This window comes from Rhizobium sp. T1470 (genome assembly GCF_042140505.1).
Lineage (GTDB): Bacteria > Pseudomonadota > Alphaproteobacteria > Rhizobiales > Rhizobiaceae > Rhizobium > Rhizobium favelukesii.
In genome coordinates this window covers 3,692,533-3,714,076 of the sequence record NZ_CP148091.1, presented here as the reverse complement: position 1 = coordinate 3,714,076, position 21,544 = coordinate 3,692,533, and the positions used below count along the sequence as shown (strand labels likewise).

Here is a 21,544-nt window from a genome sequence, read left to right as displayed (position 1 = left end):
CGTCTAGAAGGCAGTGGCCGGCCCGAACTGCAGGTAGGCGGCTAGGCTGAGTGTGGACAGGGAAACCGCGAGCACCGGCGCCGGTGCCCGCATCGTCCAACCGAGAAGCAGGCCTGGTGCCGCGATCAGCATGCCGAGCCATGGCCCGTTCCCGGCAAAGGCCAATCCAAGAGCGGAAAGGCTGACGGCGCTGGCAATCGTCGTGAGGAGCGCGGTCGCCACCGCCGTCTGTGTTTCGCCGCGAAAGATGCTGCTGAAGCGCGGCCAGCTCAAGGCAATGGCCAGAACGAGGAAGACGGGGGCGATCGTCTGCAACTGCATCAGCGCGCGCCCATGACCAAGCGGAGATCGCTTTCGACGTGACTGGCATCGCCAGCGACGGTCTGGCGTGCCGCAAGCGCGCTGCCGACAGCGATCAGCACAGGATTGTCATAGCCGATTTCCGCAATCCCTTTTGAGATGGTCGCGAGCCTGCCGCTCCAGTGGCGTTCTGTTGCACGACTGACGTCGCTGATGATGACGGCCGGCGTTTCAGGCGACAGGCCTTCCGCCACCAACCGATCGGCGATGAGCGGTGCTGTTCGCCCGCCCATGTAGAAGACGGTGGTCGTCCCCGGATCGGCGACGGTCCAATCGACATCGACGGGCAGGCCGCCATGGCGAGAGTGGCCGGTGATGAAGCGGACGGATTGCGCGTGGTCGCGATGCGTCAGCGAAATCCCGAGGCGGGAGGCCATGGCACTTGCCGCAGTGATGCCGGGGATGACATCGACCGGAATGTTCTCGCGATCGAGATGGGCAATTTCCTCGCCGGCGCGGCCGAAGATCATCGGATCACCGGACTTCAGGCGCACGACGCGCTTGCCTGATTTGGCGAGCTTCACCATGATGTCGTTGATGTCTTCCTGGCGGCAGCTCGTGCGGCCGCCGCGCTTGCCGACCAGCATGCGCTTGGCCTCACGCCGAGCGAGCTCCAGGACCTCCGAAGAAACCAGGTCGTCGAAGAGGATCACATCGGCGGCCTGCAGGGCACGCACGGCTTTCAGGGTCAGCAGTTCCGCATCGCCGGGGCCGGCGCCGACCAGCGTCACTCGGCCACCTCTGGAAGAGTGGGCGGCGGGCGCTTCCCGAAGCCGTTCGGCTTCCTTGAGAAGCAGGCCGCCGACGCTCTCCTCCGGCGTATCGGAACTTGAAAACGCGCGATCGACAAAACGCTCCCAAAAGGCGCGGCGCAGCGGCCCCGGCGTGAGCCGCTCATTGATCCTGTCTCGCAGCGAGTGGGCCAGTTCCGCCCAACCCTTCAGCGCTCGCCAGCAATGTCTCGATCCGCCGCCGGATTGCCTGGGCGAGGATGGGTGCAGCACCATCGGTCGAGATCGACACGACGACCGGTGAGCGGTTGACGATCGAGCCGAACTGGAACTGGCAGAAGGCGGGCTTGTCTATGACATTGACCGGTACGCCTGCCTTGCAAGCAGCGTCAAAAAAGGCCTGCGCCTCATCGTCTTCCTCACAGTCGGCGATGGCAATGGCCGCGCCGGCGAAGATCGTTGCCTCCCATACGCGTGGGTGACGGGTGAAGCCGCCTTCGGTATGTTCGGCACCCCGTACGATCAGCTGTTCGAATGTCTCGGAAAGCTCGTTTGCATAGACATCGACTTTCGCGCCGCAGGCAGCGAGAAGCTCGGCCTTCCAGGCGGCGGCATCGGAACCGCCGGCGACGATCACGCGCTTGCCTTCGAGCGCCCAAAAGACCGGCAGCTTGGCAAGCGGCTCCATGCGGGCGGGTGCTTCACTCCGCGGCTGCTGCAAGACATCCATCGATGATCCCCCTGATCTCGGCGCGGCAGGAGCCGCAATTGGTTCCGGCATTGAGTTCTTTGCCGACGGCTTCGATGCTGTGGCAGCCGCCGCGAACGGCGGCGACGATCTGGTTGACGCCGACGCCGAAGCAGGAACAGACGGTGGCGCCCGGATCAGGCTTGTCTGCGCCAGGGCGACCCGCAACGAGAGCGAAGCGCTTGCGCAGATTGGTGTGTTCGGCGGTGAGCTGCGAGATCGCCCAGTTGCGGGCAACCGCCACCGGTTCGCGCGCCAGGAACAGGGCCGCAATCAGCCGCCTGCCGTCGAAGAAGGCGAGCCTCAGATCGCCGGATTGCTGGTCGGCGTAACCAAGTGGTTCGACGCCGTCGGGGATAGCGAAAGTGGTGCGGCACCACGCGCACCAGTCCTCCACCGGTTGGTCGAAGGCGAGCTCCACCCGCCACCCGCCTTCGGCCTTTGCCAACGCCCAATACGCGGCATCGAGATTGTCCGGCTTGGCTTGGGAGACCGCAAAGCCGTAGCGCGCCGCCTTGAAGCGTCGGGCAGCGACTGCGACGTTTTTCGAGGCGGGTTGGCCCGAGTGCGCGTCGGTCAAAGGCGCGACGAGGGCGTCGATGCGGGCCTTGGCGGCAAACTGATCGTTCCAGTGCATAGGCACGAAAATACTGCCGCGGGCCTGGCGCTCTGTGATCAGGGCGCGAACCACGGCTCTGCCGTGCGGGCTTTCGATCTCGACGAGGCCGGCTTTGCCGACGCCGATTTCGATAGCGTCGCGCGGGTGCAGCTCGGCGAAGGGCTCGGCGATGTGGGAGGAGAGGCGTGCGCTTTTGCCGGTGCGCGTCATCGTGTGCCACTGGTCGCGGATGCGGCCGGTGTTCAGCGTGAAGGGATAGTCGGCGTTGGTGCGATCAGAGGCGGCCGGTTTGACGGCGATGAAGCGTGCCTTGCCGTCAGCGTGGTAGAAGCCGCCCTTGGCGAAGAAGCGGGTCTCAGTCGCACCGTGGCCTGCAGGCTGCGGCCACTGGAAAGGCGGGAGTTCGTCATAGGACTGACGGTTCATACCGACGTATGAACCGATGTCGAAGTCGCGATTGCCGTTGTTCTCGAAGGCGGAGAGGGCGGCATGCTCGTCGAAGATCTCCGCATTGGAGGGGAAGTCGAAGGCTTGGGAAAAGCCCATCCGCCGGGCCACCTCGGCGAGCTGCCACCAATCGGCGCGCGCTTCTCCCGGTGCATCGAGGAAGGAGCGCTGGCGCGAGATGCGGCGCTCGGAGTTGGTGACCGTACCGCTCTTTTCGCCCCAACCCAACGAGGGCAGAAGGACGTGGGCGTGACGCGTGGTATCGGTGTCCTTCAGGACGTCGGAGACGACGACAAACGGACAGGCCTTGATGGCGGCTTCGACGGCGTCGGCATCCGGCATGGAAACGACCGGGTTGGTCGCCATGATCCAGAGCGCCTTGATGCGCCCGTCGGCGACGGCCCTGAACATGTCGACCGCCTTCAGACCCGGCTTTCCGGCAATCGCCGGCGACCGCCAGAAGCGTTGGACGCGGTTGCGATCCTCAGCACTTTCGATTGCCATGTGGGCGGCAAGCATGTTGGCAAGCCCGCCGACCTCACGCCCGCCCATCGCATTCGGCTGGCCGGTGAGGGAGAAGGGCCCCATGCCGGGCCGGCCAATACGGCCGGTGGCGAGGTGACAGTTGATGATGGCGTTGACCTTGTCCGTACCTGACGAGGACTGGTTGACGCCCTGGCTGTAGCAGGTGACCACCTTCTCGGTGGCGGCAAAGAGGCGATAGAACTCGCGAAGCTGCATGGCTGGCAGGCCGGTCAGCTCCAACACTTCGTTGAAGGAGGTGCCGGAGGCGGACGAAAACGCCTCGGCAAAGCCGGTCGTATGTTCAGCCACGTAATTCTGGTCGATGGCGTTGACCGCGATCAGGTGCTCGAACAGGCCGACGTAAAGTGCGACATCGCTGTCGGGCCGGATGGCCAAATGCAGGTCGGCGATATCGGCTGTCATCGTCTGCCGCGGATCGATGACGACGACCTTCATGCCGGGGCGAGTGGCCTTGGCAGCCGCCAGCCGCTGATAGATGACCGGGTGGCACCAGGCGAGGTTCGAGCCGGTGAGGATCACCAGATCGGCAAGCTCGATATCCTCATAGGTGCCTGGCACAGTGTCCGAGCCGAAGGCGCGACGGTGGCCGGCGACGGAGGACGACATGCACAGACGCGAATTGGTGTCGATGTTCGCCGAGCCGATGAAGCCCTTCATCAGCTTGTTGGCGACGTAATAATCTTCGGTCAGCAACTGACCGGAGACATAGAAGGCAACGGAATTGGGTCCGTGTTCGGCGATGGCATCCGAAAATCGTTGCGCGACGAGGTCAAGCGCCTGCCCCCATTCTGCTCGCTCCCCCGAAATCTCCGGATGGAGAACGCGCCCATCGAGATCGACGGTTTCGCCGAGCGCCGAGCCCTTCGAACACAGCCGTCCGAAATTGGAGGGGTGATCCGGGTCGCCCTTGACGGAAACCTTGCCGTCGTCTGCGACCTTGGCGATGACGCCGCAACCGACGCCGCAATAGGGACAGGTTGTCTTAACCTCTGTGTCCATTATTCGGCCGCCATCATCAGGCTTTCGAGAGCGATGAAGAGGGCGCCGTCTTCGTTGCGCACCGGAATGGTCCGTACTTCGCCCTCGTCGGCCCCGAGCGCCTTGCCGGTTTCGAGCGAGATCACCCAGTTGTGCAGCGGGCAGGTGACCGCCTTGGCATGGACGATGCCCTGGGAGAGCGGCCCGCCCTTGTGCGGGCAGTGGTCCTCGATGGCGAAGACTTCGTTTTCGGCCGTTCGGAAGACCGCGATCTTGCCCTGGGGGGTCTTCACGCAGCGGGCGCCCCTGAGCGGAATTTCGGAGATGTCGCCGATTGCAATCCAATTCATGTCCATCTCCTTATTCAGCGGCCTGCGGGTAGCCGATCGTCGCCATCGGCTTGAACTCATGCTTGTCCTTGCCGGAGACCCGCTCCGACCAGGGGTCGACCTGCGCGAACTTCTGGGAGAAGACGAAGCGGTCGTAGTAGGCCTTCCGCTTGTCGGCGTCGCTCATGATCTGGCGGCGGATTTCGTCCAGGCCGACGCGCTTTTCCCATTTGTAGATGCGCTCGAGATAGCGGGCCTGCTCGCGGTACATCTGCGTCAGCGCCACGATATGCTCCAGCGCCTCGTCCTCGGTCCTGACGAGGCCGAGAACCTCGGTGCCCTTGATGTCGAGACCAGCAGCACCGGCGAAATGGATCTCGAAACCCGAGTCCACGCAGATGACGCCGATGTCCTTGCAGGTCGCTTCCGCGCAATTGCGCGGGCAGCCGGAGACGGCCATCTTCAGTTTGGCCGGCGTCCACGAGCCCCACATGAACTTCTCGATGCGGATGCCGAGGCCGGTGGAGTCCTGCGTGCCGAAGCGGCACCAGTCCGAACCGACGCAGGTCTTCACCGTGCGCAGCCCCTTGGCATAAGCCTGGCCGGACACGAAGCCGGCCTTGCCGAGATCGGCCCAGACAGCCGGCAGGTCTTCCTTCTCGATGCCGAGCAGGTCGATGCGCTGGCCGCCCGTCACCTTCACCATCGGGATTTCGAACTTGTCGACGACATCCGCGATGGCCCGCAGCTCGTTGGAATTTGTGACGCCGCCCCACATGCGTGGCACGACGGAATAGGTGCCGTCCTTCTGGATGTTGGCGTGGACGCGCTCGTTGATGAAGCGCGACTGGTAGTCGTCGGCATATTCGTCCGGCCAGTCGCAGACGAGATAGTAGTTCAGTGCCGGGCGACACTTGGCACAGCCGCAGGAGGTCTTCCATTCGAGTTCCTGCATGACGGCAGGAATACTCTTCAGGCCCTTGGCCTTGATGAGGCGGCGGACGTCGTCGTGGCCGAGTTCCGTGCAGGTGCACATGGGCTGGACGGCGGCCGGGTTGTAGCTGTCGCCGAGGGTCAGCGTCATCAGCTTTTCAACGAGGCCGGTACAGGTGCCGCAGGAAGCGGAAGCCTTGGTGTGGGCGCGCACGTCGTCCAGCGACGTCAGACCCTTAGCTGTGATCGTCGAGGTGATTTTGCCCTTGCAGACGCCGTTGCAGCCACAGATTTCCGCGTCATCCGGCAAGGCTGCAACGGCCGCCATAGGGTCCAGCGGCGACCCTCCCTGGTAGGCTTGACCGAAGATCAGCGTTTCGCGCATCTCGGTTATGTCGGTCTGTTTCTTTTTCAGATCATTGAACCAGGCACCATCGGCAGTCTCGCCGTAAAGCACGGTGCCGATGATCTTGTTGTCCTTCAGCACAAGACGCTTGTAGACGCCGGCTGAGGCATCCCGCAGCACGATTTCCTCGCGGTCGTCACCATCGGCGAAGTCGCCGAGCGAGAAGAGTTCGATGCCCGTGACCTTGAGCTTGGTCGGTGTGTCCGAATGCACGAAGGTGGCCGAGCGGTCGCCCGACAGATGCGATGCGGCGACGCGGGCCATTTCGTAGAGCGGCGCGACGAGGCCATAGACCATGCCGCCCACTTCCGCGCACTCGCCGAGCGCCATGATGCTGCCGTCGGAGGTCTGCATGCCGTCGTCGACGACGATGCCCCGGTTAACGGCGATGCCAGCCTCTTTCGCGAGCCCGACGCTCGGGCGGATGCCGACCGCCATGACAACGAGCGTCGCGGGGATGATACGGCCGTCATCGAGCTCGATGCCCTCGACCTTGCCGTTGCCGATGATCGCCTTGGTGTTGGCCTTGGTGATGACCTTGATGCCGCGCTCTTCCACGGCCTTCTGCAAGAGGTACCCGGCGGCCGGATCGAGCTGGCGCTCCATCAGCGTCGGCATGACATGCAGAACGGTGACATCCATACCGCGCGACGCAAGGCCGGCAGCCGCTTCCAGGCCGAGCAGGCCGCCGCCGATGACGATCGCCTTCTCGCGCGACTGGGCGGCAAGCAGCATCGCCTGGACGTCGTCGAGGTCGCGGTAGGTGATGACACCGGGCAGATCCTTTCCGGGCACGGGAATGATGAAGGGCACGGAGCCGGTGGCGATCACCAGCTTGTCATAGCCTTCAACGACCCCATAATCGGAGGTAACCGTCTTGGCGGCACGATCGATCGCGATGATCTTGTGGCCCTTGTAGAGGGTGATGCCGTGCTTGATGTACCATCCGTCGCCGTGGATGATGATTTCCTCGTAGTCCTTCTCGCCCGATAGAACCGGCGAGAGCATGATGCGGTCGTAATTGACGCGCGGCTCGGCGTTGAAGATCGTGACCTGGTATTGGTCGGGCGCCTTTTCGAAGAGGTGCTCGAGCATGCGCCCGGGCGCCATGCCGTTGCCGATGATGACAAGCTTCTCAGTCATAGTTTCAGGTCCTCAGATCAGGTGGCGGCGACGGCTTGTGTGGAGAGCCCACGGCGGTCGAGTTGCTTGACCGACAGGTGCATCCAGATGAGCGAGACCACGACGACCGCAAAGAGCAGCATGAAACAGCTCGACCAGAGGCCGGTCATGTCCTTGAGCAGGCCGAAGGCGATGGGCAGGATGAAGCCGCCAAGGCCGCCCATCATGCCGACGATGCCGCCGACGGCCCCGACGTTTTCGGGGTAGTAGGCGGGGATATGCTTGTAGACGGCAGCCTTGCCGAGGCTCATGACGAAGCCGAGGGCGAAGATGACGACGATGAAGACAACCGGCGTGATCCCGAGAGCAGCGCCGGTCCCGGCCGCCGGGAGCGACAGGATGAGCGTTGCGACGGCTGACACGGCAAACATTGCGTACATGACGCTGCGTGCGCCCTTCTTGTCGGCGAGAACGCCGCCGAAGGCGCGGAAAATGCTGCCCGGAATGGAATAGGCGGCCGCGACCATCCCGGCGACACCCAGATTGAAGCCGTAGACGCCGACCAGATAGCGGGGCAGCCACAGCGACAGGGCAACGAAGCCACCGAAAGCGAAGAAGTAATAGAGCGAGAAGCGCCAGACCTGTGCGTTCTTCAGCGGTGCGAATTCCTGAAGCAGGCTCTTGGAGGCAACGCCTCGCTCACGGCGGAGACGGAAGGCCGGATCATCTGTCGTGGTGAACCAGAAGACGATCGCCATCAGCGCCAGGCCGACGGCCCAGATCTGGGCAACAGCCTGCCAGCCCCAGGCGATCAGGACGAAAGGCGCTGCGAATTTGGTCACAGCCGCACCGACGTTGCCGGCGCCGAAAATGCCGAGCGCCGTTCCCTGCTTCTGCGCTGGAAAGAAAGGCGAGACATAGGCGACACCGACCGCGAAGGAACCGCCGGCAAGCCCGACGCCGAGGCCGGCGATCAGCATCTGCGTATAGGTGTGGGCATAGGAGAGGAGGAAGGTCGCCACGGCGGCGGCCAGCATGGTCAGCGTGTAGACGAGGCGGCCGCCATAACGGCCGGTCCAGATGCCAAGGACGATGCGCACGAGCGAGCCGGTTAGGACAGGCGTGCCGATGAGCAATCCGAACTCGGCCTCATTCAGGCCGAGTTCCTCCTTGATGCGAATGCCGATGATCGCGAAGATCGTCCAAACGGCAAAACAGAGGGTGAAGGCAATCGTGGACATCCACAATGCTTTGGCTGGTTCGCCGGCGGACATGGACTGCGTATTCTTGATAACAGACATGGCTTCTCCGGGGCCCGACAAGGTCGTGCCGATCCATCGCTAGGGGTTAAAAACAAAAAGCCGCTGGTCAGGGCGCGCATGCACGCGAGGTGCGCGGGCTATCCTGATCAGCGGCTTTGCTGTGGGCGCCCGTCGTTGGACACCGAATTCTTGGCCTCTTGGCCTGCTTATCGCAAAGCAAGGCGCGTGCCAGTTTTTCAAGTGCTTGTTTTTAAATGGCTAAGATTGATTGCCTAGATCGGGCGGCATTGTCTGCGCTAACGCACTTTGCAGCAATCGCTCTAAAAATTGTGCAATGCGCATAAAATAAGCAGGCGCTAGGATTGGCTCTGAATGGCGATGTAGCCATCCACGTCATCCGGATCGAATAGGCCGCCGTCGAAGAATCCGTCCGGCCCGAGCGTCAGGGCGCCGCTGGAGCCGACGGGCGTTTCGAGGCGGAGCGCGCCTTCCACCTTGGAGCTTGCCGCCGGCATGGCAATGCCGAGGCTCTTCAGCGCGCTTCGGTAGATGTCGGGCCGGTAGGTGTCGTTGGCGATCTGCTGGCGTTCTGTCGTGTGCCGGATGTGTCCCCAGCGAACCATCTGTGTATAAAACCACAGGGCGTGGCTCTTCCATGGAAATGTCGCCGCCTTGGCATTGGGGACGAAAAAGTCCTTGATGCTCAGCGTCTCGCCTCCGCCGATGTGCAGGAGACCGGCCAATGCGGGTAGCAGGCTTTCTGCGGGTCGATCCACATAGGCGGGCTTCGCCAGCAGGTGGGCAAGCTCCTCGTGATTGCCGGTGTCTGCGCACCAGAGGGAGGCGGTGTAGAGAGCCTGCAGGAGAGCTGCCAAGGCCTCCGGGTGGCCGTCGGCCCAGCGGCTGTTGACGCCAAGGACCTTTTCCGGGCTCGATTTCCAGATGGCGGCCTTCACCGTCGCCAGATGGGCGCGGTTGTGGAGCACGCCGAGCGTGTTCCATGGCTCTCCGGCGCAGTAGCCGTCGATAATGCCGGCCGTCAGCGCGTCAGCCATATCAGGGGGAGGCAGAATGCCGATCTCCACATCCCGGTCGGGATCGATGCCGCTCGCGGCCAGCCAATAGCGCAGCTCGTAATTATGGCCCGAATAGGGATGGACGACGCCAAAGCGAAGCCGTTCGCCTTTGCGGCGATCGATGACCTGCCGCAGAGCAAGGCCGCTGGAGCGAGCATCGAGATCGGGCAAGGCGCCGCATTCGGCCATTTCGTTCCATAGACCGGCGGAGACGGTCACGGCGTTACCCCCAAGCCCAAGCGCCAGCGGCACGATCATGCGCGGAGCCGGTGCGGTTAGCCCGAGATTGCAGGCGATCGGCATGGGAGCGAGAATATGCGCCACGTCGAAATGGCTAACCGCAAGTCGGTCGCGAATCGTCGCCCAAGAGCGTTCGCGTACGAGCGTGAGGTCGATCTCCTGTTCCGCCGCAAAGCCCTTTTCCTTGGCGGCGACCAGAAGAGCGCTGTCAAGAAGCGGCAGGAAGCCGGCGGTGATCTGATGTGTGCTCGTCATGCGTCGGTTCCCGGGTCCAGAAGGCTTGCGGCGGTAATCAGGCTTTGGGCGATCTCGACGATCTTCCTGTTCTGGTTCATGGCCGTTCGCCGCATGAGCGCATAGGCCTCGTCTTCCGACAGCCCGCGGGATCGCATCAGCAATCCCTTCGCGCGGTCGATCAGCTTGCGGTTCTCCAGTTCTCCGCGCGTCTCCTCCAACTCGCGGTTCAGGCGCGAGAAGGCATTGAAACGGCTGATCGCCATCTTGAGGATCGGGCGCACACGCTCCTGCTTTAGGCCGTCGACGATATAGGCGGAAACGCCGGCCTCGACGGCGGCTTCGATCGAAGCCTCGTCGGACTTGTCGACAAACATTGCAATGGGGCGTTTTACCGCGCGCGAGATCTGGAAGATGCTTTCCAGCATGTCGCGGTTCGGGTTCTCGATGTCGATGACGATGACATCGGGGTTGATCTCCATGATGCGCCTCGCAAGGCCGTTCATGTCGTCGATGATCGTGACATTGTCGTAGCCCGCCTCGCGCAGCCCAACCTCGATGATCGACGCCCGGATGCTGTTCTCGTCGATGACGAGCACATTGAGGTCGCTGGGCGTGGAAGAACGGTTGGCCACGGGTCTACCGCCGGTCGCTAATGTCAGGCATGCGCATCGAATGAGATAGCGCCGTCATTGGTATCGCGAAAGGTGCCATGCTGTTGTTGTACTGCCCTGTGATCTTTGAGGCTGCTATCGAAGCCCGTCGGGAGGCCATTGAATGCGCGAACGACGCCTCAAAATCAAGCAGTTTATACTGCTGCTTATTCTATGAGCATACGCGCCTGAGCAAGGAGGCCGCTCTTTGCGCAAATCCGCACATGTTAGAAGGGCACGACACTGCGGTACATTTAGCCGCGAAGCCTGACATATCGGCGATACGTCGCACTGACCAGATTGCCACGCCTTCAGCCGATGCCTCCAGATCTTTTCCGGGCCTGAATGCGTCATAAACCAAAAGGAGTGACCGCATGAATCGTCGTATCGTTTCCACTTTCGCGCTTGCACTCGCCACCAGTGTCATCGCCGTTGCGGCCCAAGCCCGCAGATCAAGAACATCGTCATCGTTCACGGCGCCTTCGCCGATGGGTCCAGCTGGCGCAAGGCTACCGAAATTTTGGAGCGGCGCGGCTTTCATGTCACGCTCGTGCAGGAACCTCTGACTTCCCTGGCCGACGATATCGCCGCAACGAACCGCGTGTTGGACCTGCAGGATGGGCCGACGCTATTGGTCGGCCACAGCTATGGCGGCATGGTCATTACCGAAGCGGGTCACAACCCGCACGTCAACGGGCTTGTTTATGTGGCAGCCTTCCAGCCTGACAAGGGCGACGATCTGGCCACCCTTGCCGGCTCAAAGCCACCGGCCGGAACAAGCATCAAGGAAACCAAGGACGGCAAATACCTTTATCTCGACCCAAGCGCATATCATGCCGATTTTGCCGCCGACGTCCCTAAGGGCGAAGCGGCCTTCCTCGCCCAGTCGCAGGTCTTTGCTGCCAAGGAGGCTCTGACCACGAAAGTCGGCGATCCCGCCTGGCGGACGAAAAAGAGCTGGTCGATCGTTTCGACAGAGGATCGCGCCATCAACCCCGAGTTGGAGCGGACGATGGCAAAACGCGCCGGCAGCCTGGTTACCGAGATCAAGTCCAGTCATGCCGTCTTCGCATCACAGCCCAAGAAGGTCGCCGACGTGATCGAGAAGGCGGCCAAGGAAGCTGGCAGATAAGATCTGCCGAGCGCAAACTCGGCACAAAAAGAAAGCCGCCGAGGGGATCGGCGGCTTTGAACGGAATAAGTGGAAAACTCAACCTTCCGGCGGCGCTTCGATCATGCCGAGCGCATGCAGATAGGTGTCGAGGATTGCGTCCTCTTCCATGCGTTCCTGCTCGTCCTTCTTGCGCAGCGCAACGACCTTCTTGAGGATCTTTGTATCGAAGCCCATGCCCTTGGCTTCGCCATAGACGTCCTTGATGTCGTCGGCGATGGTCTTCTTTTCTTCTTCCAGGCGTTCAATGCGCTCCACAAAAGCGCGAAGCTGGTCGCGGGCGACGCCATGAGCATCAGACATCGTGTTCTCCTGATAGGGGGTGTGAAATTCGGATGGCGTTGACTGCCGCGAAGCGTGCTCGGGGTCAAGCCGATTCAGGTCGCAAGGGGACTATTTGTGCGGCTTGTTCAGTTCAAATGCGGCTTTTTGCTTGGACGAGGCTTCGTTCTGATGGAGATTTCTCCAATCCTCATATGGCATCCCGTAGACGATTTCGCGCGATTCGTCCTTTGATAGCGCGACGCCTTCGGCCTCGGCCGCCTCGCGATACCAGTTGGACAGGCAATTGCGGCAGAAGCCGGCCAGGTTCATCAGGTCGATATTCTGCACGTCGCTGCGCTCGCGCAGATGCTCCACGAGGCGGCGAAAAGCCGCAGCCTCGAATTCGGTCTGCTGTCGTTTCGTCAGGGCGGCCATCTCGGTCTCCTTCATTCGTACGGGCCGGTGCGCGATACGTGGACATTATACTCGTGCAGCGCCGGATTGGCGTTCATCGTCTGAAAGATCGGCGCGAGACGCTTTGCCCACGCGGCAATGCCGGGCTCGTCGCCGATCAGGTCCTGACGCACCTCCAGCAGCGCGTGCGGGATGCCGGTCAGCATGCAATGCCGATACATCGTATCGCCCTTCAGTGCGCCGTCGTAGGGCTCGTTGTCACCGACCACGAGATCGGGATCGCTGCGCAACATATCAAGCAGGGGAGCGACTGCGCGATGGTCGGTATCCCACAGAACGGCGGCGTGCCAAGGGCGAGGGAAGTGCTTCCAGACCGGCGTATAGGAATGAAGCGAGAGAACGAGCGGCGCACTCCCGGTCTTGTTTGCCACCCTGTCGATCGTTTCACTGACGGCATGGTGATAAGGCCGGTGGAACGTTTCGACCCGGTAATTCCATTCCTCAGCGGTGATCGGATGATTGCCCGGAACGATCGCGCCGTCTGATATCTTCATGATCAGTGTGGGGTCGTCCTCACCACGATTCGGGTCAATCAGCAAACGCGAAAAGCCGCCCAGCACGGCGGGCACACCGAGTTTCGTCGACAGGTTCCGTACGAGTCCCTCGATGCCGATGTCATAGGCGATGTGACGCTCGAATGCACTGTCCGGCAAGCCAAGCCTGCCATAGCGCTCCGGCAGTCGGTTCATCGCGTGATCGCCGAGGAGCACCATGCCTTTGTCACGATCGCCGGCTAATAGTTCAAGTGATTTGAAAGTGCTCATGAAGGAAATGGCCGATCGCAGTTTACGGGGCTGTCTCTGATCGCACGGGGCACGCACGGGTTCAAGCGCGGTTGGCAAGCAAAGGCCGCGGCCCGGTCCAAGTACGGCCGGCCATCCGGAATATAATCGATTAGCATTGCGTTGACATTCGCGGGGAGGCAGCGCAAGAAGGCACAACAACGAATAACCGGGAGCCAATTGGAAGTCGTGTTGATCCAGACCGCGCCAAGTTTCCTTACGCGTTCCGGGCCGCTTGCCCGTTTTGCCCTTTTTGTTCTTACGGCGTTCTCGCCGTTCTTCATTGCCGATGTGGCCCGCGCGGATTTCCGCGTATGCAACGGAACACAGAATCTGGTGGGCGTGGCGATCGGATATCGAGCCAAGGATGGCTGGATGACGGAAGGCTGGTGGCAAGTGCCGGCGACGACCTGCGCGACGCTGATCGAAGGGGAGTTGCAGTCCCGATATTATTATCTCTACGCCGAAGACGCTGCCCGGGGAGGCCGATGGACGGGTGACGTACAGATGTGCGTGGCGGAAAACGAGTTCAAGATCACGGGGGTCAATGACTGCTACGCCCGTGGCTATCAGAAGATGGGGTTCAAGGAATATGACACGGGCCGCCAGGGCAGCTGGATGGTTCAACTTTCCGATACCCCCGGCACGCAAGAAAGCCCGAATTGATGAAGCGCAACCGCAAAATTAAAATCCTCGCTACCCTCGGACCCGCCTCGTCCGAGGAATCGATGATCGAAAAGCTGCACCAGGCCGGTGCGGACGTCTTCCGCATCAACATGAGCCACGCCAGCCATGACGTCATGCGCACGCTGATTAAGCGGATCCGCGCCGTCGAAGCGCGCTCCGGCCGTCCGATCGGCATCCTCGCCGACCTGCAGGGCCCGAAGCTGCGCGTCGGCAAGTTTGCCGAAGGCAAGGTCGACCTGAAGCCGGGCGATACCTTCACGCTCGACAACAAGGACGTTGCCGGCGACGCCACCCGCGTGTTCCTGCCGCATCCGGAAATCCTGGAATCGGTGCAGCCCGGGCACCGGTTGCTGATCGATGACGGCAAGCTCGCACTGCGCGCCGAAAAGTGCGACGGCAAGAGCATCGTCACGACGGTTATATCAGGCACCAAGATCTCCGACCGCAAGGGCGTCAGCCTTCCCGATACACTGCTCACCGTCGGCGTGCTGACGGACAAGGACCGCACGGACCTCGCAGCGGTTCTCGAAACCGATGACGTCGACTGGGTCGCGCTCTCCTTCGTGCAGCGCCCGGAAGATCTGGCCGAAGTGCGCAAGATCGCGCGCGGCCGCGTCGGCATCATGTCGAAGATCGAAAAGCCGCAGGCGATCGAGCGCATCGAGGAAATCATCGAGCTCTCCGACGCCCTCATGGTTGCCCGTGGCGATCTCGGCGTCGAAATGCCGCTCGAATCCGTTCCGGGCATCCAGAAGCAGCTGATCCGCGCCTGCCGCCGCTCGGGCAAGCCTGTCGTCGTCGCCACGCAGATGCTGGAATCGATGATCTCCGCGCCGGTCCCGACACGCGCCGAAGTGTCTGACGTCGCCACCGCCGTTTTCGAAGGCGCCGATGCCGTCATGCTGTCGGCCGAATCCGCGTCTGGCGACTATCCGGTCGAAGCGGTCGCGACGATGGCCTCCATCGCCACCGCCATCGAGCGCGAGCCGCACTATCCCGGCATCATCTACGCGCAGCGTGCGCAGCCGGAGGCAACCGGGGCCGACGCGATTTCGCTCGCCGCCCGCCAGATCGCCGAAACGCTGCGCCTGTCGGCCATCGTCTGTTACACCTCGTCCGGCACAACCGGTCTTCGCGCCTCGCGCGAGCGTCCGCAGGTACCGATTCTGGCGCTGTCGCCGGTTATCCAGACCGCCCGCCGCCTTGCTATCGTTTGGGGCCTGCACTGCGTCGTCACGCATGACGCGACGGACCTCGACGACATGGTCAACCGTGCCTGCCGTATCGTTGCCGACGAAGGCTTCGGCAAGCCGGGCGACCGCATCATCATCTCGGCCGGCGTGCCGCTTGGAACGCCGGGCGCGACCAACATGCTGCGCATCGCCTATATCGGCTCCGACGGCCAGACCGGCATCTGAGACTCGCCGCAGGGATTGAACGAAAGCCCGTCGCCTGACACAGGCGGCGGGCTTTCTGTTTTCAGCCCACGCGTTATGCTCCCTTGTGTAGGACACCTGCAAATGCAAGTCTGCGCCCCGAAGACCGGGAGGGTATCATGCAGACAGTCACGCTTCTTGCGTTCGCAGCCGTTTCCTTCGTTGGCATCGCCACGCCGGGACCAACGGTGCTTCTGGCGATGACGAACGGTTCGCGCTACGGCGTCAGGCGTGCTGCTGCCGGCATGGTGGCGCCGTGCTGTCGGATTTCGTGCTGATCGGGGCGGTTTCGATCGGTCTCGGCGCGCTGCTGGCGGCTTCGGAATTCTGGTTCTCGGCTCTCAAATATGTCGGCGCCGCCTACCTGGCTTTTCTCGGCATCATGATGTTGCGGTCGAAAGGCACGATCGATGCCGCCTTGAAGCAAGGGACTGCGGCCGCGACCGAAACGCCGTTTTCGATCGGTCTGAAGAGTTTCATGGTCGCGGTGACCAATCCGAAGGGCTATCTCTTCTTCTCGGCCTTCCTGCCACAGTTCATCGATCCAACGAGCCCGCAGGCGGTTCAGTATACCGTGCTGGCGCTGGTGTTCGCCACGCTCGATTTCACTATCATGCTTGCCTATGCGGTGTTCGGCGCGCAGGCTGTGCGCTTCCTCAAGACGAGCGGCGCGCTCTGGCTCGAGCGCGCCTGCGGCGGCGCGCTACTGGCACTGGCTGGTTCGCTGGCGCTCTATCGTCGGGCGACGGTGTGATCTAGACCTAGGGCAGGCAGACGTGTCCGACGCGATAGATCTGGCTTGAGCCTGAGATGAGCGGAGCCGTTCGGTGCAGGCTGAAGCGCACCAGCGTCCAGTTCGTTGGGTCAAAAGCGCAGACGCAGGCCAAGACCTCGGCCTGTCGCGCCTCGCGTTGCGCGCGTTTGCTCTCGTCCTCTCTGATCTGCGCCAGCGGGGCGTAGGGCTCTATCATCATGGTCCCCTCGGAGGCGAATTTGGCGTCTGTGACCGCGGATGCGGTGTCGGCGTGCCACACGATCCATGTCTTCACATGGGGCCAACCAAAGGACTGGGTCAGTCTTTCGAAGCCGGGTCCGGTGAGAAAATCGCTTGCGCCCTGCGGCTGTTGCCACAGGTAGAAGGGCGCGTAAAGATTTTCGCTGGATCCGAACTCGCCCTTGCGGGCGCTGAGATAGGCCTTGAAGCCGAGGCCCGGAAATCCGTCCAACATCGGTCCCTTGTCGCGGATACGCCGGTCGATGATCGACATGTCGTAGTCGGCCGGCAGCCTGAAGCTGTACTGCATCGCCATCATGTCAGAGCCTCCACCGGTTCATGCCAGTCGACGAAGCGGCCGGCTTCGTTAGCCTGGATGCTGAGATAGCTGAAGGGGCTGTCGCGTCCGGCGCCGTGCCAGTGCTTTTCGCCGGCGGCAAACCAGACGGCATCGCCCGGCCGCAGCTCTTCCACCACACCGCCTGCGCGCCGCGCCAAGCCTTTTCCCGACAACGCATAGAGCAGCTGGCCGCGCGGATGCGTGTGCCAATGCGTGATCGTGCCCGGATCAAGGGTCGCCCGCATTGCCGTGTTCTCGCCATCGGCAGCCGCTTCCAACAACATCTCCACCCAGAACGGTGCGGTGGCACTGCCATCCGGCGAGCGAACGGCATTCCCCGGGCGGCGGATCGTCATGCGTTGGGGATTGCCCATCACGCAGCACTCCCGAATGCTTGGGCTTCCCAGCCGGGCTCGCTCATCTGCGCCCTTCCGTCGCCGAACGACCACTCATCCGGCGATGTGGTGGTGACGACGATCATGATGTCTTCCGGCCGGATGCCAGGCGATTGTCCTAAAAGCTCGGCGGCGCGCTTGAAGAATGCCTGCCGCACCTGCGTCAAGCGCGGCTTTCCCGCCGTGATCGCAAAAAGCGCGAAGTCGTCGGAGCGGGGTCCGGCCAGATAGTTGCGGTCGAAGATCAGCTCCGCCGGTTCATGCTGATGGATGACCTGGAAGCGATCGGCATGCGGCACGTTGAATGTCTCGACCAAGGCGCGATGAATGTTGTCCGAAACGGCGCGAAGATACTCCGGCGACTTGCCACGCAGGAGAGAAATACGAACGAAAGGCATGACAGCCTCCTCTCAGTGAATTCTTGACAGGAGGAGCATCGCACGTCACGATAATGCATAAAATCAGAATTTTATGGATTAATTATCCACTAAAACGGGACTATTGCGATGCGACGGACGATCTTCGACCTCGATGTGCTGAGGACCTTTGCGACCGGGATGGAGCTTGGCAACTTCGCGAGAGCGGCCGACCGGCTCGGCCGCTCGACCTCGGCCGTCAGCGCCCAGCTGAAGAAGCTGGAGGAACAGGCGGGCACCCCGATCTTCCGCAAGGCGGGGCGCGGCCTTGCGCTCACCGATGCCGGCGAGACGATGCTGGCCTACGCGCGCCGGCTGCTGGAACTGAACGACGAAGCGGCTGCCGCGGTACAGAGCATGGAGCTCGAGGGCTGGGTGCGGCTCGGACTACAGGAGGACTTTGGCGAGACCCTGCTGCCCGACGTGCTTGGACGCTTTGCGCGTGCGCATCCGAAGGTCCGCATCGAGGCGCGGGTGGTGCGCAATATCGAACTGATCGAGCGCGTCACGACCGGCAAGCTCGATCTGGCGCTGACATGGAGCGAGGGTACATTGACGCCACATTGCGACAAGATCGCCGACGTCCCGATGCGCTGGATCGGACCGGCGGAAGAGGCGGTCGGCTGGAACCCCGGCAGCGGCGAGCCGGTGCCGCTCGCCTCGCTGGAGGCCCCGTGCCTGCTGCGCACCGCGGCGACAAAGGCGCTCGATGCGGCGGGCATTGCCTGGCGGCTTGCCTTCGTCAGTCCCAGCCTTGGTGGATTGTGGGCGGCGACGGCCGCGGGCCTCGGCATTACCATCCGCACCCCGATCGGATTGCCACGAAAGGTCAAGCCACTCCTCGCGAAGGAGGCCGGGTTGCCAGAGCTCCCGTCGCTCGGTCTTGTCCTGCATCGTGCCGAGGCGGAGCCCGGGCCGGCCGCGGCCCGGCTTGCGTCAATCATGCTGCAATCGGTCGGCGAGGCGGTCGCCGATGTCGTGCCGCAGGCCGTCCGCTCTGCCGCGAGGGCTTATGCCTGATACTCGCGCTGCGCGTTGCGGCGGATCACCTGCGGTGGCTGGCCAAAGGCGCGCAGGAAGGCGCGGCGCATCCTCTCGCGGTCGGCGAAGCCCGTTTCCGCGGCAACGACATCGATCGGATGCCGGCCTTGTTCCATCATCAGGCGCGCGGCCTCGAGGCGCAGGTTCTCCACCGCCTTTGCCGGCGATTGCCCCGTCTCGGCTCGGAATGTCCGGCTGAACTGGCGGGGGCTCAGGTGTGCTGCTTCTGCCAGCTCCTCGACGGAGAGCGTGTTCTTAAGGTTGCTGCGTGCATGCGCGAGCGCCTTCTGGATGCGGTCCGATTTCGGCTCCAGTTCCAATAGCGCTGAGAATTGCGACTGGCCGCCGGCGCGGCGATGATAGACGACGAGTTTGCGGGCAACGGCGCGAGCGACATCCGCGCCATGATCCTTCTCGACCATGGCAAGCGCCAAATCCACACCGGCCGTCATGCCAGCCGAGCTCCACACGGAGCCGTCGATGATAAAGATCCGATCTTCCTCGATCTTGATCTTCGGGTAGCGCGATTGCAGTTCACGGGCGAGAAGCCAATGCGTCGTGGCGCGGCGACCATCCAGAACGCCTGCCTCGGCCAGCAGGAAGGCGCCGGTGCAGATCGAGGCGACGCGCCGGGAGGCGGCAAGGGCGTTGCGGATGAAGTCGCTCTCCTGCGCTGTCGGCAGTTTGATGCCGACAGCGCCCGACACCAGCAGCGTATCGAAGGCCGGATCGTCGAAGCGGCTGGTTTCGACCGTGACGCCGAAGGAACCCGGCACCGGTCCTCCGCTCTCCGAGAGGTAGGTGATGTCGTAGACCTGCTCGTCGAGTTCGAGGTTGGTGAACTCGAATGCCGAGATCGCAGCCAGGCTCATCATCTGGAAGCCGGGAAAGAGCAAAACGGCAATGCGCTGCATGGCTCAAAACTCTATTTGTCCTAAATGGTGGTTTATATGACATTCAAGACATTGGCAACTGAGCGTAAGACTCCCTTCAAGCGGACAGCAGGTGCCGTTGCTCAACATGGAGAAAGACAATGACCGAACAGCACAAAGGCACCGCGTTCGTCACCGGCGCGTCATCCGGCATCGGTGCCATCTATGCCCAGCGGCTCGCAAAGCGCGGCTACGATCTCATTCTTGCTGCCCGCAATGCCGAACGCCTTTCCGAACTCGCGGCGAAATTGACCAGAGAGACGGGCAGGACGGTCGAGACGGTTCCCGCCGATCTTGGCGACAGGGCCGATCTGGCGCGCGTCGAGGCGGTGTTGAAGAGCGACCGCAGCATCACGCTTCTTGTCAACAATGCCGGTTTCGGCTGCACCGCACCGCTGCTTGCCTCCGATGTCGACAAGATGCAGGCGATGGTGGACCTCAACGTCACGGCGCTGATGCGGCTGACCTATGCCGCCGTGCCCGGTTTCGTGGCGCGTGGCGGCGGCGCGATCATCAACATCGCGTCGATCGTCGCGATCGCGCCTGAAATCCTGAACGGCGTCTATGGGGCCAGCAAGGCCTTTGTTCTGGCCTTCAGCCAGTCGCTCAGGCACGAGTTGGCGGACAAGAACATCCGCATCCAGGCTGTCCTGCCGGGAGCGACGGCGACCGAATTCTGGGGTATTGCCGGCACGCCGGTCGACCACCTGCCGACCGAGATCGTCATGTCGGCGGAAGACATGGTGGACGCAGCTCTCGCCGGCTTCGACCAGGGCGAATTCGCGACCATCCCGGCCCTCGAAGAAGCCGCACTGCTAAAGGCCTACGAGGATGCACGCCAGGCGCTGATGCCGAACATGTCACGGTCGGCACCGGCCGCGCGCTACAAGGCTGTGTGAGGAAAGTGATGAGGCAGGCTTGTCCTGCCTCTACCCATGCCGAGCCAGTGCGCCGGCGAAGATATCGGCGTCGACGTTGCCTCCCGAGGTGACGACGACGACGTTGTCTTCTTCCAGTTGATCGCCATGGAACAGCGCTGCGGCAAGTGCCACCGCGCCGCCGGGTTCGACGACGATCTTCAGCCGCACAAAGGCGAGCGCCATAGCGCGGAGCGCCTCTTCGTCGGTGACAACGATGCCGGCACCCGCGAGGCGCTGCAGGATCGGGAAGGTGATATTGCCGGGTTGCGGCGTGAGGATCGCATCGCAGATGGAGCCGGTCATCGCCGCGTTGCGTTCGATCTTGCCCGAGGCCAGCGACCGTGTCGTGTCGTCGAAACCTTCAGGTTCGCAGGGGCGCACTTGCCTCGAGCGCCAGGGCAATCCCCGATGTCAGGCCGCCGCCGCCGCAGGGGATCAAAACCTCAGCCGACCTGATGCCTTCTTCTTCCGTCTGCTCGGCGATCTCAAGACCTGTCGTGCCTTGTCCGGCGATCACCTGAGGTTCGTCGAAGGGCTTGATCAGCGTCAGCTTGCGCTCGCCCGAAAGAGCAGCGCCGATGGCGTCTCGATCCTGCGTCGCGCGATCGTAGAGCACAACGTCGGCGCCGAGCGCGCGGGTGTTGGCAATCTTCAGCTTCGGGGCGTCCGACGGCATGATGATAACCGAAGGAACGCCATGAAGCTTCGCTGCGAGCGCCACGCCTTGCGCGTGATTGCCTGACGAAAAAGCGATGACGCCGCGTGCGCGCACGGCAGGATCGAGTGCGGAAACGGCCGACCAGCCGCCCCGGAATTTGAAGGAGCCGGTATGCTGCAGGCATTCGGCTTTCACGAACACCCGTCGTCCGGCAAGCTCGTCGATGAAGGGAGAGGAAAGAAGCGGCGTGCGGCGCGCATGTCCGCGCAGGCGGGCGCGGGCGGCAACGATCATTTCAATGCTGACCATGGAGACTCTTTCAAATAACGGAACGCTCTTGCATAGGGCCG

The 21,544-nt window shown here is 62.7% G+C and carries 18 protein-coding genes and 4 pseudogenes; 6 read left to right on the top strand and 16 right to left on the bottom strand.

Features of this window, described 5'->3' with window-relative positions:
• Window positions 1-3: 3 nt before the first annotated feature.
• From WGT02_RS18730 to WGT02_RS18695, 8 genes and pseudogenes are all read right to left on the bottom strand, one after another.
• Window positions 4-321: a hypothetical protein gene (locus tag WGT02_RS18730; protein WP_024318264.1), complete on the bottom strand. Its 318-nt coding sequence runs from the start codon at window positions 319-321 to the stop codon at window positions 4-6.
• A pseudogene (cysG, locus tag WGT02_RS18725) lies at window positions 321-1,821 on the bottom strand (siroheme synthase CysG). Before cysG ends, WGT02_RS18730 begins: the two are co-directional and overlap by 1 nt.
• Complete coding sequence (locus WGT02_RS18720) at window positions 1,793-4,450, bottom strand: nitrate reductase (RefSeq protein ID WP_024318262.1); 2,658 nt, start codon at window positions 4,448-4,450, stop codon at window positions 1,793-1,795. The pseudogene cysG and the gene WGT02_RS18720 overlap by 29 nt, the downstream one beginning before the upstream one ends.
• The gene (gene nirD / locus WGT02_RS18715) at window positions 4,450-4,785 is read right to left on the bottom strand and encodes a nitrite reductase small subunit NirD (RefSeq protein ID WP_024318261.1); all 336 of its coding nucleotides are present in this window, start codon (window positions 4,783-4,785) and stop codon (window positions 4,450-4,452) included. The genes WGT02_RS18720 and nirD overlap by 1 nt, the downstream gene beginning before the upstream one ends.
• A 4-nt stretch (window positions 4,786-4,789) precedes the next feature.
• Window positions 4,790-7,240, bottom strand: a complete 2,451-nt coding sequence (gene nirB, locus WGT02_RS18710) for a nitrite reductase large subunit NirB (protein WP_208249703.1) — start codon at window positions 7,238-7,240, stop codon at window positions 4,790-4,792.
• A 17-nt stretch (window positions 7,241-7,257) separates the two neighbouring features.
• Entirely contained in the window at window positions 7,258-8,520 is a 1,263-nt protein-coding gene (locus WGT02_RS18705; RefSeq protein ID WP_024318259.1) for a nitrate/nitrite transporter, read from the bottom strand.
• Window positions 8,521-8,837: 317 nt separating this feature from the next.
• Window positions 8,838-10,052: a CmpA/NrtA family ABC transporter substrate-binding protein gene (locus WGT02_RS18700; RefSeq protein WP_024317301.1), complete on the bottom strand. Its 1,215-nt coding sequence runs from the start codon at window positions 10,050-10,052 to the stop codon at window positions 8,838-8,840.
• Window positions 10,049-10,666, bottom strand: coding sequence for an ANTAR domain-containing response regulator (locus WGT02_RS18695; RefSeq protein ID WP_024317300.1), 618 nt, complete (start codon window positions 10,664-10,666; stop codon window positions 10,049-10,051). Before WGT02_RS18695 ends, WGT02_RS18700 begins: the two co-directional genes overlap by 4 nt.
• Before the next feature lie 392 nt (window positions 10,667-11,058).
• Between WGT02_RS18695 and WGT02_RS18690 the strand changes: the two are divergent.
• Window positions 11,059-11,816: pseudogene (locus tag WGT02_RS18690) on the top strand (alpha/beta hydrolase).
• 78 nt (window positions 11,817-11,894) lie between these two features.
• On the opposite strand, the gene WGT02_RS18685 reads toward WGT02_RS18690, so the two are convergent.
• From WGT02_RS18685 to WGT02_RS18675, 3 genes are all read right to left on the bottom strand, one after another.
• Window positions 11,895-12,158 (bottom strand): DUF2312 domain-containing protein, encoded by a 264-nt coding sequence (locus WGT02_RS18685; RefSeq protein WP_007527482.1) that lies wholly within the window; start codon window positions 12,156-12,158, stop codon window positions 11,895-11,897.
• 90 nt (window positions 12,159-12,248) lie between these two features.
• Window positions 12,249-12,554: a DUF1244 domain-containing protein gene (locus WGT02_RS18680; protein WP_024317299.1), complete on the bottom strand. Its 306-nt coding sequence runs from the start codon at window positions 12,552-12,554 to the stop codon at window positions 12,249-12,251.
• Between the two features lie 11 nt (window positions 12,555-12,565).
• Window positions 12,566-13,357, bottom strand: coding sequence for an N-formylglutamate amidohydrolase (locus WGT02_RS18675; protein ID WP_208249705.1), 792 nt, complete (start codon window positions 13,355-13,357; stop codon window positions 12,566-12,568).
• 198 nt (window positions 13,358-13,555) lie between these two features.
• Between WGT02_RS18675 and WGT02_RS18670 the strand changes: the two genes are divergently transcribed.
• From WGT02_RS18670 to WGT02_RS18660, 3 genes and pseudogenes are all read left to right on the top strand, one after another.
• A complete protein-coding gene (locus tag WGT02_RS18670; RefSeq protein WP_024317297.1) occupies window positions 13,556-14,041 on the top strand; it encodes a DUF1036 domain-containing protein in 486 nt (161 codons plus the stop codon).
• The gene (gene pyk / locus WGT02_RS18665) at window positions 14,041-15,480 is read left to right on the top strand and encodes a pyruvate kinase (RefSeq protein ID WP_024317296.1); all 1,440 of its coding nucleotides are present in this window, start codon (window positions 14,041-14,043) and stop codon (window positions 15,478-15,480) included. Before WGT02_RS18670 ends, pyk begins: the two co-directional genes overlap by 1 nt.
• Before the next feature lie 137 nt (window positions 15,481-15,617).
• Window positions 15,618-16,252, top strand: a pseudogene (locus WGT02_RS18660) (LysE family translocator).
• A gap of 7 nt (window positions 16,253-16,259) precedes the next feature.
• Here WGT02_RS18660 and WGT02_RS18655 read toward each other — a convergent pair.
• From WGT02_RS18655 to WGT02_RS18645, 3 genes are read right to left on the bottom strand one after another with little or no spacing between them, the layout of a single operon-like run.
• Window positions 16,260-16,811, bottom strand: a complete 552-nt coding sequence (locus WGT02_RS18655) for a DUF4865 family protein (protein ID WP_024317294.1) — start codon at window positions 16,809-16,811, stop codon at window positions 16,260-16,262.
• Window positions 16,808-17,206: a cupin domain-containing protein gene (locus WGT02_RS18650; protein ID WP_029710297.1), complete on the bottom strand. Its 399-nt coding sequence runs from the start codon at window positions 17,204-17,206 to the stop codon at window positions 16,808-16,810. Before WGT02_RS18650 ends, WGT02_RS18655 begins: the two co-directional genes overlap by 4 nt.
• On the bottom strand, window positions 17,206-17,625 hold the full coding sequence (locus tag WGT02_RS18645) for a tautomerase family protein (protein ID WP_208249707.1): 420 nt from the start codon (window positions 17,623-17,625) through the stop codon (window positions 17,206-17,208). The genes WGT02_RS18650 and WGT02_RS18645 overlap by 1 nt, the downstream gene beginning before the upstream one ends.
• Before the next feature lie 108 nt (window positions 17,626-17,733).
• Between WGT02_RS18645 and WGT02_RS18640 the strand changes: the two genes are divergently transcribed.
• Complete coding sequence (locus WGT02_RS18640) at window positions 17,734-18,663, top strand: LysR substrate-binding domain-containing protein (RefSeq protein WP_024317291.1); 930 nt, start codon at window positions 17,734-17,736, stop codon at window positions 18,661-18,663.
• On the opposite strand, the gene WGT02_RS18635 is transcribed toward WGT02_RS18640, so the two are convergent.
• Entirely contained in the window at window positions 18,654-19,598 is a 945-nt protein-coding gene (locus WGT02_RS18635; protein WP_024317290.1) for a GlxA family transcriptional regulator, read from the bottom strand. The genes WGT02_RS18640 and WGT02_RS18635 overlap by 10 nt on opposite strands.
• 119 nt (window positions 19,599-19,717) lie before the next feature.
• Between WGT02_RS18635 and WGT02_RS18630 the strand changes: the two genes are divergently transcribed.
• The gene (locus WGT02_RS18630; protein ID WP_208249709.1) at window positions 19,718-20,515 is read left to right on the top strand and encodes an SDR family oxidoreductase; all 798 of its coding nucleotides are present in this window, start codon (window positions 19,718-19,720) and stop codon (window positions 20,513-20,515) included.
• A 30-nt stretch (window positions 20,516-20,545) separates the two neighbouring features.
• On the opposite strand, the pseudogene WGT02_RS18625 reads toward WGT02_RS18630, so the two are convergent.
• A pseudogene (locus WGT02_RS18625) lies at window positions 20,546-21,503 on the bottom strand (threonine/serine dehydratase).
• Window positions 21,504-21,544 lie beyond the last annotated feature (41 nt).